Consider the following 13607-nt stretch of genomic DNA (forward strand, 5'->3'; position numbering starts at 1 on the left):
CATGATCGGACGCCTGAACCATGTCGCCATCGCCGTGCCCGACCTCGAGGCGGCATCGGCGCAGTACCGAGACACGCTCGGCGCCAGGGTCGGCGCACCGCAGGACGAGCCCGATCACGGCGTGACTGTGGTCTTCATCGAGCTGCCGAACACCAAGATCGAGCTGCTCTATCCCTTGGGCGAGAACTCCCCGATCGCCGGTTTCCTCGAGAAGAACCCCTCGGGCGGCATCCATCACATCTGCTACGAGGTCGAGGACATCCTCGCCGCCCGCGACCGGCTCAAGGCGCAGGGCGCGCGGGTGCTCGGCACGGGCGAGCCGAAGATCGGCGCCCATGGCAAGCCGGTGCTGTTCCTGCATCCGAAGGATTTCAACGGCTGCCTCGTCGAGCTGGAGCAGGTCTGATGAACCTCACCGGCGGCATCGTGCTGTTCGCCGTCATCTGGTTCATGGTGTTCTTCATCGCGCTCCAGATCCGGCCGAACAGCCAGGCCGATGCCGGCAGGGTCGTGCCCGGCACGCCGCCGGGCGCACCGGTTGAGGTGAACCTCAAGCGCAAGGCCCTCGTGACGACGCTGGTCGCCGCCGTGCTCTGGTCAGTGATCGCCTCGGTGATCCTGTCGGGGATGGTGACGCTGCGCGATCTCGACTGGTTCGGCCGCCTCGAGCCGAAGGAACAGCCCGCGGAGTAAGCGGGACCGCCCCGGCGCCTAGTCGCGCATGCCTGCAATGCGCATGTGCTCGAGCCAGCGGTCGAGACTACCCGGCGCGGTCCAGACATCCTGCCATTCGGCGCGCTGCTCGGCGATCGTCGGTTCGGCGGAATCGGCATAGAACACCCGGTAGGCGGCCTGCGCCTTCTCGTCCTCGCCGAGGCAGGCATGGATGCCCGCGAGCATCCGGTGCGCGCCCTTGAAGATCTTCCGCATCTTCCGCATGGCCGCGAGCGCGCCGTCGCAATCGCCCTTTTCCCAAAGCGCCCAGCCCATCTGCCAGTGGAACCAGTCCTTGTGGAACGGGTCGATGCCCTTCGCCCGCTCGATCCGCGCGATGGCCTCGTCGGTCCGACCCACATAGAGCAGCGCATCGGTGCTGCCGACGAGGACATCCGAGTCGCTGGGATTGAGCTCGATGGCCTTGTCGAAGCTGGCCATCGCCTCGTCGTGCCGCATGAGCTCGCTCAGGATCCGGGCGCGGGCGTAGTGGGTCTCGGCGTTGTCGGGGGCAAGGTCGATGGCCCGTTCCGCGTGGCGCAGGCCGCGCTCCAGCGCCGCGTGCCGGTCCGCGCCGTTCCAGCCGAAGACGGCGTCGTGCCGCTCCGCCCAGGCGAGGCCGATATGGCCGTAGGGCGCATCGGGATCGACCTCGACGGCTCGCGTCGCCAGCCGCCGAAGGGTCGCGTTCGACTCCGCCGAGAAGTCGCTGCGCACCGTCTGGATGCCCTGGAGCAGGTAGTGCAACGCGCTGACCCCGGCCGGGTCGCGGCCCGGAACCGGGCGTTCGATCCGTTGCCCGACGCGGTCGGCGAGGGTTCGGATGATCTCGTCCTGCACGGTGAAGAGGTCGCCGATCTCGCGGTTGTAGCTGTTCGACCAGATGTGACGGCCGTTCGCCGCGTCGATCAGCTGCGCGGTGACCTTCAGCCGGTCGCCGTCCTTCTGCTGGCTCCCCTCCAGCACATAGTCGACGCCGAGTTCGTTGGCGATCCGGCGGATGTCGGCGGGGGCTTCGCGGTACCGGAAGCTCGAGTTGCGCGCGATCACGCCGTAGGTGTGGCTGCGGGCGAGTTCGGTGATGATGCCCTCGGCGATGGCGTCGCTCAGGAAGCCCCTGTCCGCGCCCGCGCTGAAATCGTCGAAGGCCAGCACCGCGATGGTCGGCGCGTCCCCGGCGACGGCGACTTTCGTGCTCGCCCGCCCGGTGACCTGCCACGCGATCACCGCGAGAAGGACCAGGGTCATGACTGCGACCGCGCGCCACGGCGGCGCCGGCAAGACGCGCGGGATGCGCAGGTCGGCGGCCGCCGCTGCGGCCGGTTCGGCGATCAGCCGGTAGCCTTTCTTCGGCAGCGTCTGCACCAGCCGGTGGTCGGAATCATCTAGCGCGCGGCGGATGTCGGCGATGCATTGCACGAGGCTGTCATCGGTGACGAAGGTGTCGGGCCAGACGGCCGCGATCAGCGCCTCCTTCGAGATGACCTCGCCGGGCTGGCCGGCCAGAAACGCCAGCACCTCGGCGCTCTGGCTGCGCAGAGGCACCGGCGCGCCGTCAACATCCTGTAATTCCTTTAACTTCAGACCAAATCTGAAGCTTCCGATGCGAACGGTTTCGTGCGATTTCGCCGGAATTTCATCGCGCGTTCGGGACATTTCGTCGCTCTCCCTGCCTTTCTAGCTTAGCGCATCGGCCGCCGCGGGCCAATGAAGCGGTAGCGGGAGGCGACGCGCGCAAGACGATGAAAGCGGAGGGAAAGATGAGACTGACAGCAGCAACGACCATCCTGATCGTCACGTCCGCCGTCGCCGCAGCCGCGGAGTCGCGCATCGATGAGCTGTGCGGACCGAACCACGAGAACGAGATCGCAGGTGCAGGCGATGTCCGCGAGAATCCCGCCGGCTTCTATGTCGAGAGCCTTGGCGTGCAGCTCGACCACGGCGATCTCAGGATCGTGCGGGCGGTGGGGAGCGAGTATCACCTCTGCACCCGCCCGGCGGCGACACCGGACATGAACGCGGGCCGCGCGCGTCTGCTGATGGAGGAGCGCGAGGTGAAGTATCTGTTCGTCCCGGCCTTCGCGGGCGAAGCCACGCACGGGTGACCCGGTGCCAGCAAGGCGCGATGCCGTCGAAAGCCGGCGCGCGCCCTGCCTGCGCCTATTCGGCGGCGGTGTCGGTGCGGGTCTCGGTCTTTTCGCTGCGGGTCTGCGAATAGCGGGCGAGCAGCGCCGCCTCCAGTTCGCGGTTGAGCTGCTTGGCGCGGGCGATATAGGCCGCGTTCTTCTCGGTCGGCAGGTCCGGCTTCCAGAGGTCGGCGAGATCGCGCACCGCGGCGCGGTCGAGCTTGAAGAAGGTCTTCTCGAGCTCGCGCGCCTCGTAATCCGACAGGCCGGCGTTCTCCAGCACATAGCGTCCGACGCGGAGCGCGCCGTCGAAATACTCGCGCACGATGTCGTCGGCGCCGGCGCGGTAGAGCTCGAACACATGCTCGCGGTCGCGGGCGCGGGCGATGATGTGGATATCCTCGCGCAGGCGGCGGACATAGGCGACGAGCCGCGTCGCGGCGGCCCGGTCGTCGAGGCAGACGACCAGGACCCGTGCCTGTCCGATCCCGGCCGCGCGCAGAAGCTCGGGCCGGGTCGGGTCGCCGACATAGCCCTTGAAGCCAAACTGGCGCAGAAGCTGGATCACCTTGAGGTCATGGTCGAGCACCGTGGTGCGGAAGCCCGACATCGTCACCATCCGGTTCACCACCTGGCCGAAGCGGCCGACGCCGGCGATGATGATGGGTTGCTGTTCGTCGATCTCGTCGGCCTCATGCGCCGCGCCCTCGTCCTTCATCCGCTTCGCGATGACGTCGTGGAGGATGAAGAACAGCGGTGTAAGGAACATCGAGAGCGCGATCACCAGAAGCAGCGACTGCGCCAGCGAGTCAGGCAGGATGCGCTGCTTGACCGAGAAGGCGGTGAGCACGAAGCCGAATTCGCCGGCCTGGGCGAGGCCGAGCGTGAAGAGCCACTGGTTGCGGCTCTTGAGCTTGAAGAGCCGGCCGAGGACATAGAGCACCGCCCCCTTGGCGACCATCAGCGCGAGCGCGAGCCCGAGCAGCGTGACGGGCTGGCTGAAGAACAGGTCGAAGTCCATCCCGGCTCCGACGGTGATGAAGAAGAGGCCGAGCAGCAGGCCCTTGAACGGCGCGATGTCGGATTCGAGCTCGTGCTTGAACTCGGAGTTGGCGAGGACCACGCCCGCAAGGAAGGCGCCGAGCGCCGGCGAAAGGCCGACCAGCAGCATCAGCGTCGCGATCGAGACGACGATCATCAGCGCGAGCGCGGTATTGACCTCTCTCAGCCGGGCGCGGTGGACATAGGCGTAGAGCGGGCGGACGAGGTAATGCCCCGCAAGCACGGTGGCTGCGACCGCGCCGAGCGTGACGAGCGTCACGCCCCAGGGCGGCAGCTGCTGCAGGAAGTGCAGGGTGACGTGGGTCTCGGCCGCCTGCGCCTTGGCGAGCGCGCGGGCGCCGGGCAGCGCCAGGAGCGGCAGGAAGGCGAGGATCGGGATCACCGCGATGTCCTGCATCAGCAGGACCGAAAAGGCGCTGCGCCCCCCCGCCGTCGGCATCAGCTGCTTTTCCGACAGCGTCTGAAGCACTATCGCGGTCGAGGAAAGCGACAGGATCACCCCGAGCGTCAACGCGATCCGCCACGAATAGCCGAGCGCCAGCACCCCGAGCGTGACGACAAGCGCGGTGACCACGATCTGCAGCCCGCCAAGCCCGACGAGTCGGTCGCGCATCGCCCAGAGCGCCCGCGGCTCCAGTTCGAGCCCGATCAGGAACAGCATCATCACCACGCCGAACTCGGCGAAATGCTGGAGATCCTTGGTGTCGGTTCCGGTCATGTTCAGAACCGGCCCGATGATGATCCCCGCGACGAGATAGCCAAGCACCGACCCGAGGCCCAGCCGCGAGGCGATCGGCACCGCGAGCACAACGGCGATCAGGTAGATCGAGGCGTGAAACAGAAAGGCTTCCATCTAATCTTTCAGGTCGGCAAAGGGGCGTCGGGTTTGAACTGGTCCATCACGATCTGGCTTTGCACGCGTGCGACCACGGGGTGGGCGAGCAGAACCTGGTGGATCAGTCTGTTCAGGCTCGCGAGGTCTTCGCAATAGACCCTGAGAAGATAATCCGCTTCCCCGGTCAAGGTCCACGCACTTGTGATCTCGGGCTGTGTCGCGACGAGCCGCGAGAAGGCCGCCGTGGTCTCCGCGCCGTGCCGCACCATCTGGACCTGGACGAAGGCCTGCACCGAAAGGCCGACCTTCAACGGATCGAGACGCGCCGCGTAGCCCTGGATCAGCCCCTCGGCCTCGAGCCGCTGGCGGCGGCGTCCGGCCTGACTCGGCGACAGGTTCAAGGCCTCGCCCAGTTCCTGCGAGGTCAGGTGCGCGTCGCGTTGCAGCGCGGCAAGGAGCCGGGAATCGACCTCGTCGAGAATGATGCGGGATTCGTGCATGATTTTGGACTATCGCACGAAGTTCGCGCATTTACACGCGATAATGCGGCAAAACTCGCGCAAATTGCGCGTTTCCTGTGCGGTATTCTCAGGGTAACGCGCACAGGAGGCATGTCTCATGGGTCCCTTTCCCCATTCCGCCCCGAAATCGGTGATTTCGGACCAGAACCCCGCCGGCACCGACGGGTTTGAATTCGTCGAGTTCGCCCACCCCGAACCGGAGGAGCTGCGGCAGCTTTTCGCCCGCATGGGCTATGAGCTGGTGGCCCGGCACCGGGCGAAGGATATCGAGCTCTGGCAGCAGGGCGACATCACCTACATCCTGAACGCCGAGCCGGGCAGCTTCGCCGCGCGCTTCGTCGAGGAACACGGACCCTGCGCGCCCGCGATGGGCTGGCGCGTCGTCGATGCGCAGAACGCCTTCGACCACGCCGTGGCGAAAGGCGCCGAGCCCTACGAAGGCGACGACAAGACGATGGACGTGCCGGCGATCAAGGGCATCGGCGGCTCGCTCATCTACTTCATCGACAAGTACTACGAGACCTCGCCCTACAACGAGGAGTTCGACTGGCTGCAGAAGTCGAAGCCCGAAGGCGTCGGCTTTTACTATCTCGACCACCTCACCCACAACGTCCACCGCGGCAACATGGACAAGTGGTTCAAGTTCTACGGCGATCTCTTCAACTTCCGCGAGATCCGCTTCTTCGACATCCAGGGCAAGTTCACCGGGCTCTACTCGCGGGCGCTGACCTCGCCCTGCGGCCGCATCCGCATCCCGATCAACGAGGACCGGAGCGACAAGGGCCAGATCGTCGAATACCTGCGCCGCTACAAGGGCGAGGGCATCCAGCACATCGCGGTCGGCACCGAGGACATCTACGACGCGACCGACGCGATCCACGCGCGCGGCCTGCGCTTCATGCCGAAGCCGCCGATGTCCTACTACGAGATGAGCCGCGATCGCGTGACCGACCACGAGGAGCCGCTCGACCGGATGGAGAAGCACGGCATCCTGATCGACGGCGAGGGCGTGGTCGATGGCGGCGAGACGCGGATCTTGTTGCAGATCTTCTCGAAGACGGTGATCGGGCCGATCTTCTTCGAATTCATCCAGCGCAAGGGCGATGACGGCTTCGGCGAGGGCAACTTCAAGGCGCTCTTCGAATCGATCGAGGCCGACCAGATCGCGCGCGGGGTGTTGAAGGCCGGGTAAACCGGCAGTCCCGCAGGGGGGAGGGGGGGCGCGGCCGCGAGGTTCGCGCCCTTTTCCGTCAGCCGCCCTTGAGGATCTTCAGGACGTGGGTCTTGCCCTTCTTGACATAGGCCAGCTCGCTGTCGCCGATCGCCGCGACCTGGCCGCCGTCGAGCCGGTCACCGACCTTGACCTTGATGTAGCGCCCGTTCGGCATCCGGACCAGCGCGCGGCGACTGGCCGAGGAGCCGTAGACCCCGATCAGGTTCATGTCTTTCAGGTTGATGGCGTTCTTCACCGTGGCCTGACGGGCGACCGTCACCGATGTCGGCATGTTCGGCACCGCCTCGACCGGCTCGGGCTCGTCGATTTCCTCGGTGCTCGCGGTGGCGGCGGGTTCGGGCGCGGCCGGCGCAGGCGCGGCTACGGGTTCGGGGGCCGCAACCGGCTCGGGCGCGGGCGGCGGGGCGGTGGCGACGCTCTCGGCGACGGCGCTGGCGATCGCGGCATCGACCGCCTTGGCGAAGCCCGAGGGCTTTTCGGCCGGGCGTTGCGACGAGGCGACCGCGAGGCGGCTCGCGCTCGCCAGAGCCTTGGCTTCCGCCTGGGCCGCAGCCTCGGTCTCCGCCGCGCGAGCGATCACCGCCTCGGGAACGGCGCGCGGCTTGCGCGCGGCATGGGCCGGGTCGACGGGCGCGGGCAGCGGCGCGTCGATCGCGCCCGTTGCCGCCTCCGCTTCCGGAGCGGCGGCCGCGGCGTCGGCGTCGCGCGCGGCGAAGGCGGCGGCGACCGCTTCGGGCCGGGACGCCGGGGTTTGCGGCGGCTTGCCGGCGACGAGCGTGAAGCCGCCGGGCGTCACCACACCGTCCTCGGTGGGCCGGATCGAGCCGTCGGGCATGAGGTCGTACTCGGTCCCGAAGGGCGGCGGCAGCGGCTGCAATGCCGGGGCGGTGTCGGCGGTGGTGGTGTCGGGCGCGGCCAGCGGGGTCGCCGGCGCGACGTCCGGGCCGGGTGCTGCCTCGGCGATCGCCGGTGCGCCTGGCGCGTCGGCGGCAGGTTCCGGAACCGCTTTCGGTTCCGCCGTGCCGTCGGCTACGGGAGAGGGGGCCGCGATCCCGGCCGGCTCGGTGGTTTCCGCCGGGTCTTCGGTCGGGGCGGTCGCGGCAAGTTCCGGCGCCAGGTCCGCTTCGGCGGTTCCAGCGTCGATCGAAGGCGTCGGCGCGTCCGCCTCGGCCGGAACCTGCGGCGGGGGCACTTCCGCAAGGCCCGCGGTCTCCGTCGTGGTGGCGGGGGCGGGCGCGGCGCCCAGGGTCTCACCGCCGGAGCCGAACCACAGCGACCAGAGCGCGATCGCGGTGATCAGGATCAGCGCGGCGGCGGCGAGGATAATGCCGATCCGAAGCCGGGCTGTCGACGGTGCACGATCCCCGCTCCAGACACCGAAGGCGCGCTCTTCGTCCGCTGCGGCGCCGGGCGCGGGTTTCGCCGGACCCAGCGCCTTCCGGGCGCGGCGAGCGGCGGGCGCGGCCGTTGCGGCGGGGGCGCTGCCGCTCCGCGCTGCATGGTTTTGCGGAACCGCGAGCCCCGGCGCGGTCACGCCATGCCCGTCGGCCGCCGCTTCGGAGCGCCGCGCGATAAGGCGAGGATCGGGATCGGAGGCCTCGGCGAGATGGAACCGGATACGCGACAGCTGCGCAGCGGGGCCGGCCGGAGCGGCGTCGGCACCCTCGAGGTCGGGCAGGTCCTCGACGGCGATGAAGGGCGCCTCGGCGGCATCGGGCTCAGGGCCGAGCGACGCGGCGAAGTCGCCCGGCAGATCCTCCTCGGGTTTCGCGGCACGGTCCGCGGCGGCCTCCGGCAGATCGCCGTCGTCGGGAAGGGCGCCGGCGGTGATGTTCGGGGCGGCCACGGCGAGGGCCACTTCCTCCTCCTCGCCACCCGCGTCGTCGATGATTTCGGCGGCGAGAACGCCCGCGTCCTCCACCTCGTCCTGTGCGTCGGCGGCGGGCGCCTCCGCCTCGGTCTCGTCGTCGTCCGTCTCATCGGCGGCAAGGACGTCTTCGTCCTCCACCCCGTCCGACGTGTCGTCGGCGGGCGTCTCCGCCTCGGTCTCGTCGCGGTTCGCGTCCTCGGCCGCGAGGACGTCTTCGACCTCAACCTCGTCCGGCGCATCGTCGGCGGGCGCGTCAGGTTCGGTCCCGTCGTGGTCGGCGTCGGCGGCAAGGACGTCATCCGCCTCCACCGCGTCCGACGCGTCGTCGGCGGGCGCCTCCTCTTCCGTCTCGGCGCGATCCGCGTCACCAGCGGCATCGGCCGCGCCTTTCTCCGCGTCCGCTTCGGCGGGCGGCTCTCCGGCCTCCGCGTCATCGAGGACCTCGTCGCCCTCGGGCGCCGGCGCGTCGGACTTTCCGGCTTCGGCTTCTTGAGCGGGTTCCGCTGTGATCTCGGGAAGCGGGATGATCCGCACCGGCTTGCCGTCGCGCGCGGGCCGGTCGCCATCGGGCAGCAGCTCGGCGGCGGCGCGGGTCGTGCCGAAGAACGGCTCGCCCGCGAACTGGCCAGGTTCGGGGACCGTCACGAAGGAGACCGGGTTGAACCCGTGCGTCGCGGCAAAATCCTCGGCTTCGTCGAGCGTCAGCCGCGCCACCACGGCGACCTGAACTTCGGGGCCGTCGCCGGACCAGTCGAACACGAGTTCCGCGACCGGGTAGGGCGTTTGGCCCTCTAGCGCGGCGGCGATCCGCTCCCGGCAGTTCGCCGTATCGGAGCCCTGGGTCTCCACCTCGGTGTAGAGGATCTGGGAAGCCGGCAGGATGAGCTTGGTCGTGAACCCCTCCGGCGCCATCGCCTCGGCCTGCGCGCGCAGGTCCGCGAGCGTCCGCTCAAGATCGGGATCGTCGAACCCGGCACGGCCGAGTTCGGACCAGCCGTCCGGCACACGGCCGAGAAGGCTGACGCTGTCGTGACCGAGGTTGAGCGCGAAACGTGGAGTCATTACGGGGCAGGTAGCATGTTCGCGGTCTTCACCAAAGCCGCCAGTGGGTTGGTCCCCCTCCTAAAGCAGATTTTCGCGCATGGAAAGGCGAACCGCCAAGGATCGACTTGCGAGCGGCGTCAAAGCTCCGATGATCGAACGCACCACATGGAGGGTTTTATGCGTTTTCTCAGTGTTTTCGTCACCGTTCTCGCGCTGGCACTGCCGGCGGCGGCGGACGAGGTCACGCCGGCCACGATCTCGGTGACCGGCGAGGGTCGGGTCGAGGCGGCGCCGGACATGGCGACGGTCTCGCTCGGCGTCACCAGCGAGGCGGCGACGGCGGCCGAGGCGATGGCGGCCAATTCCGAAGCCGTCGCGGCGGTGATCGGCAAGCTGCGGGGGGCGGGAACCGAAGACCGCGACCTGCAGACCACCGGCCTCTCGCTCGGGCCGCGCTACGATTACGACGGTTCCGGCGGGGCGCCGAAGCTCGCGGGCTATGTCGCCTCGAACATGGTGACGGTGCGGGTCCGGGCGCTCGACACGCTCGGCGGCGTGCTCGACGCGGTGGTGTCGGAAGGCGCCAACACGCTCAACGGGCTGAGCTTCGGGTTGCAGGACGATCAGGCGGCGCTCGACGAGGCGCGGCGGCTTGCGGTGGCGGACGCGGCCCGCAAGGCGGCGCTTTATGCCGAGGCGGCCGGCGTGAAGCTCGGCCGGGTGGTGCGGATCGGCGAACAGGGCGGCCAGATGCCGCCGATGCCGATGGCGATGGGGGCCGAGGCCTTCGCGAAATCCGCCGACGTGCCGGTCGCGCCGGGCGAATTGAACCTGTCGAGCTCGGTTCTCGTCGTCTACGAGATCGACGACTGAAAATAACGGCCGGCGCCCGGGTGAGGGCGCCGGCCGCGAAGTCCTGATCAGGCCGTGGCCTTTGCCAGCGCCTGGTCGAGATCGGCGATGATGTCGTCGGCATCCTCGATCCCGATCGACACCCGGACCACGTTCGGCGCCGCGCCCGCCGCCTTCTGCTGCTCGGGCGAGAGCTGGCGGTGGGTGGTCGAGGCCGAGTGGATGATCAGCGAGCGCGTGTCGCCGAGGTTGGCGACATGGGAGAAGAGATCGAGCGAATTGACGAGCTTCACGCAGGCCTCGTAGCCGCCCTTCACCGCGAAGGTGAAGAGTGCCCCCGCGCCCCTCGGATAAAGCGTCTGGGCGCGCTCGTAATAGGGCGAGGAGGGCAGGCCGGCATAGGTGACGTAGTCGACGCGCGGGTCGTTCTCGAGCCACTCGGCGACCTTCTTCGCGTTGGCCACGTGGCGCTCCATCCGCAAGCTGAGCGTTTCGATGCCGAGAAGCGTGTAATGCGCGCCTTGCGGGTTCATCGTCATGCCGAGGTCGCGCAGGCCGATGGCGATCGAGTGGAAGGTGTAAGCGAGGGGCCCGAAGGTCTCGTGGAACTTCAGCCCGTGATAGGCGGGCTCGGGTTCGGAGAGCGAGGGGAACTTGCCCGATTTCGACCAGTCGAACTTGCCTGAATCGACGATCGCGCCGCCGGTGACGGTGCCGTTGCCGGTGAGGTACTTGGTGGTCGAGTGGACGACGAGCGTCGCGCCCATTTCGATCGGCCGGCAAAGCCAGGGCGTGGCCGAGGTGTTGTCGACGATCAAGGGCACCCCGACCTTGTCGGCGACTGCGGCGAGGGCAGGGATGTCGGTGACATAGCCGCCGGGATTGGCGATCGATTCACAGAAGATCGCGCGGGTCTTGTCGTCGACGGCGGCCTCGACCGCGGCAAGGTCGTCGGTGTCGACGAAAGTTGCCGACCAGCCGAACCGCTTGATGGTCTGGGAGAACTGGGTGACGGTGCCGCCGTAGAGCCGCGTCGAGACGACGATGTTGCAGCCCGGCCCCATCAGCGGGAAGAGCGCCATGATCTGCGCCGCGTGGCCCGACGAGCAGCAGACCGCGCCCTGGCCGCCCTCGAGCGTGGCGATGCGTTCGGCCAGCGCGGCGACGGTCGGGTTGGTCAGCCGCGAATAGATGTAGCCCACTTCCTGCAGGTTGAAGAGCGCGGCGGCGTGGTCGCTGTCGCGAAAGACATAGGCGGTGGTCTGGTAGATCGGCACCTGACGCGCGCCGGTGGCGGGGTCGGGGCGGGCGCCGGCATGGATCTGCAGCGTGTCGAAACCGTAGGACTTGGCCATCATCGTCTCCGTGACTTGGGTTCGGCGGCGACGTTAGGGCAAGGCCGCGCGGCGCACAACCGGCCCGTTGTCGGCCGGCGCCGCGCCGGGCGGGCGGCGTTAGCGGTCCGATCCGGCGCCATGCGCCTTGGCGATGCCGACGTGAGGAGCGGCGTAGCCGGCCGTCCCGCTGGTGACGGCGTTCGGCGTGCAGCCGGCAAGGAGTAGGGCCAGGATCGCGGTGGTCGTCAGCAATGACATGGGGTTCATAGTGTACCTCCGGTGGTAGTGGCGGCGTTTCCGGCAGGGCCGACGGGGAGTGAACTCGATTGCCGGAAACTCGGGAGCCGGGCAGCCGGACGCGAGCGCGCCCGGCCGCCGACCTAGCGGGGGCGGTCGTCCCGATGGCGATCGGAGCGGCCCTCGACTGCCGCGTTGCCGGCGCCGAAGGGCTGATGCGGCACGCACGCCGCCAGCAGGCTGGCCGTGAGTGTGGCAATGGCAAGGCTGGCGAGGATGCGCATCGGCTGCTCCCGGTCTCGGGGGGTCGTCCCTCGCCCTGATGATACGTCGCCGCCCCGATCACCGGGAAATCACATACCGGACAGGGCCGCGTGATCGCGCCTCAGCCGCCCGACAGGCGGACCATTGCGCGGCGGCCGCCGCGCAGGAACTCGATCTGCCAGAGCCGCGCCGGTTGGGCGGTCGCGGCGGCAAGATCCTCCGGCACCCGGATCGGCAGCCCGTTGACCGCGATCAGGATGTCGCCGGGCCGGAGCCGGGTACGCCGCGACGGCCCTGCGACTTCGGTCACCACCACGCCCTCGGCAGAGAGCGGCAGGCCCAGCCGCTCGATCAGTGCCGGGCCGAGCGCTGCGACCGCGAGCCCGTTCAGCGGCGAGCCCGAACCAAGCCGCAGGCTCTGCTCCGCGTCAGGGTCGGGCGCCGGCGACAGCACGATCTCGGTCTCCGCTTCGTCCCCGTCGCTCCAGTAGCGCAGGTCCGCCGTGCCGCCGGGGCCGAGTATCGCGAGCCGGTAGTCGAGTTCCTGCGGCCCGTCCACCGGATGCCCGGCGATCCCCGTCACCACGTCGCCGGCGTCGAGCCCGGCCTTCGCGAAGGGGCTCTCGGGGTGGATCTGCCGGATCACCACGCCGCCGGGCGCCGCGAGCCCCAGCGCCTCGGCCATGCCGGCATCAACGGGCTGGACCTCGATCCCCGACCAGGGCCGCGCGAAATCGGCCGCACCCGCCTCGGCCTGCGCGACATATTGCGCGACGAGGTTCGACGGGATCGCGAATCCGATCCCGTGTGAGCCGCCAGAACGGGTCAGGATCGAGGTGTTGATGCCGAGAAGCCGGCCCGCCGTGTCCACCAGCGCACCGCCGGAATTGCCGGGGTTGATCGCCGCGTCGGTCTGGATGAAGTAGCCCCTCCCGCGCCCCATATCGCCGCCCGCCCGCGCCAGCCCGGAGACGATCCCGCTCGTGACCGTCTGGCCGACGCCGAACGGGTTGCCGATCGCGAGCACGAGGTCGCCGACCTCGGCCAGGTCGGAATCGGCGAGGTCCAGCGCCGGCAGGTCTTCCGCCCCGTCGAGCCGGATCACTGCCAGGTCGGCGGCCTCGTCAGCGAGGATCACGCGGCCCGCGTATTCGCGCCGGTCGGCGAGCACGACGCGGATATCCTCGGCGCCGCCGACGACGTGGAAGTTCGACACCACGATCCCGTCCGCCCGGAGGATCACCCCCGAGCCGAGCGAGTTCTGCACCCTTGGCACGCTCGGGCCGAAATCGAAGAACTGTGAGAACAGCGGATCGTCCGCGAAGGGGCTGAGGCGCTGGGCAACGATGCGGCTGGCATAGATATTGACCACCGTCGGCGCGGCGGCCTTCACCACCGGCGCGAAGCTGAGCCCGATCTCGGCCCGGTCGGCGGGCACCTTTGCCTGGGCAAGAAGCGGCAGGGGCAGGGCGGCGGCCACGATGAGGCAGAAGGCGGCGATGCGCATTCGG

Annotated in this window: 13 protein-coding genes; 5 read left to right on the forward strand and 8 right to left on the reverse strand. The window is 69.1% G+C overall.

Going from position 1 to position 13607, the window contains the following annotated elements; genetic code table 11:
* The first annotated feature begins 1 nt into the window (after nucleotide 1).
* Nucleotides 2-406 carry a methylmalonyl-CoA epimerase gene (mce, locus tag OM960_RS14620; protein ID WP_264772456.1) on the forward strand — a complete coding sequence of 135 codons (405 nt, stop codon included), beginning with the start codon at nucleotides 2-4 and terminating at the stop codon, nucleotides 404-406.
* Entirely contained in the window at nucleotides 406-693 is a 288-nt protein-coding gene (locus tag OM960_RS14625; protein WP_263337191.1) for a DUF1467 family protein, read from the forward strand. Before mce ends, OM960_RS14625 begins: the two co-directional genes overlap by 1 nt.
* Before the next feature lie 18 nt (nucleotides 694-711).
* Here OM960_RS14625 and OM960_RS14630 read toward each other — a convergent pair whose 3' ends face one another.
* Nucleotides 712-2259 carry a winged helix-turn-helix domain-containing tetratricopeptide repeat protein gene (locus OM960_RS14630; protein WP_264772457.1) on the reverse strand — a complete coding sequence of 516 codons (1548 nt, stop codon included), beginning with the start codon at nucleotides 2257-2259 and terminating at the stop codon, nucleotides 712-714.
* A gap of 215 nt (nucleotides 2260-2474) precedes the next feature.
* On the opposite strand from OM960_RS14630, the gene OM960_RS14635 reads away from it, so the two are divergent.
* On the forward strand, nucleotides 2475-2819 hold the full coding sequence (locus OM960_RS14635; RefSeq protein WP_264772458.1) for a hypothetical protein: 345 nt from the start codon (nucleotides 2475-2477) through the stop codon (nucleotides 2817-2819).
* Nucleotides 2820-2874: 55 nt separating this feature from the next.
* On the opposite strand, the gene OM960_RS14640 is transcribed toward OM960_RS14635, so the two are convergent.
* A complete protein-coding gene (locus OM960_RS14640; protein ID WP_264772459.1) occupies nucleotides 2875-4755 on the reverse strand; it encodes a monovalent cation:proton antiporter-2 (CPA2) family protein in 1881 nt (626 codons plus the stop codon).
* 8 nt (nucleotides 4756-4763) lie between these two features.
* The gene (locus OM960_RS14645; RefSeq protein WP_263337383.1) at nucleotides 4764-5219 is read right to left on the reverse strand and encodes an Lrp/AsnC family transcriptional regulator; all 456 of its coding nucleotides are present in this window, start codon (nucleotides 5217-5219) and stop codon (nucleotides 4764-4766) included.
* Between the two features lie 136 nt (nucleotides 5220-5355).
* On the opposite strand from OM960_RS14645, the gene hppD reads away from it, so the two are divergent.
* Nucleotides 5356-6450, forward strand: coding sequence for a 4-hydroxyphenylpyruvate dioxygenase (hppD, locus tag OM960_RS14650; protein WP_264772460.1), 1095 nt, complete (start codon nucleotides 5356-5358; stop codon nucleotides 6448-6450).
* Between the two features lie 58 nt (nucleotides 6451-6508).
* Here the strand turns inward: hppD and OM960_RS14655 are convergent, their stop codons facing one another.
* On the reverse strand, nucleotides 6509-9424 hold the full coding sequence (locus OM960_RS14655; RefSeq protein WP_264772461.1) for a hypothetical protein: 2916 nt from the start codon (nucleotides 9422-9424) through the stop codon (nucleotides 6509-6511).
* Nucleotides 9425-9583: 159 nt separating this feature from the next.
* On the opposite strand from OM960_RS14655, the gene OM960_RS14660 reads away from it, so the two are divergent.
* Entirely contained in the window at nucleotides 9584-10279 is a 696-nt protein-coding gene (locus tag OM960_RS14660) for an SIMPL domain-containing protein (RefSeq protein ID WP_264772462.1), read from the forward strand.
* A 47-nt stretch (nucleotides 10280-10326) separates the two neighbouring features.
* On the opposite strand, the gene OM960_RS14665 is transcribed toward OM960_RS14660, so the two are convergent.
* From OM960_RS14665 to OM960_RS14680, 4 genes are all read right to left on the reverse strand, one after another.
* Complete coding sequence (locus OM960_RS14665; protein WP_290428669.1) at nucleotides 10327-11613, reverse strand: O-acetylhomoserine aminocarboxypropyltransferase/cysteine synthase family protein; 1287 nt, start codon at nucleotides 11611-11613, stop codon at nucleotides 10327-10329.
* A 99-nt stretch (nucleotides 11614-11712) separates the two neighbouring features.
* Entirely contained in the window at nucleotides 11713-11853 is a 141-nt protein-coding gene (locus OM960_RS14670; protein WP_264772464.1) for a hypothetical protein, read from the reverse strand.
* A 122-nt stretch (nucleotides 11854-11975) separates the two neighbouring features.
* Nucleotides 11976-12116, reverse strand: coding sequence for a hypothetical protein (locus tag OM960_RS14675; protein WP_264772465.1), 141 nt, complete (start codon nucleotides 12114-12116; stop codon nucleotides 11976-11978).
* A gap of 101 nt (nucleotides 12117-12217) precedes the next feature.
* Nucleotides 12218-13603 carry a trypsin-like peptidase domain-containing protein gene (locus OM960_RS14680; RefSeq protein WP_264772466.1) on the reverse strand — a complete coding sequence of 462 codons (1386 nt, stop codon included), beginning with the start codon at nucleotides 13601-13603 and terminating at the stop codon, nucleotides 12218-12220.
* Between the last annotated feature and the right edge of the window lie 4 nt (nucleotides 13604-13607).

It is taken from the genome of Defluviimonas salinarum (assembly GCF_026013545.1).
Lineage (GTDB): Bacteria > Pseudomonadota > Alphaproteobacteria > Rhodobacterales > Rhodobacteraceae > Albidovulum > Albidovulum salinarum.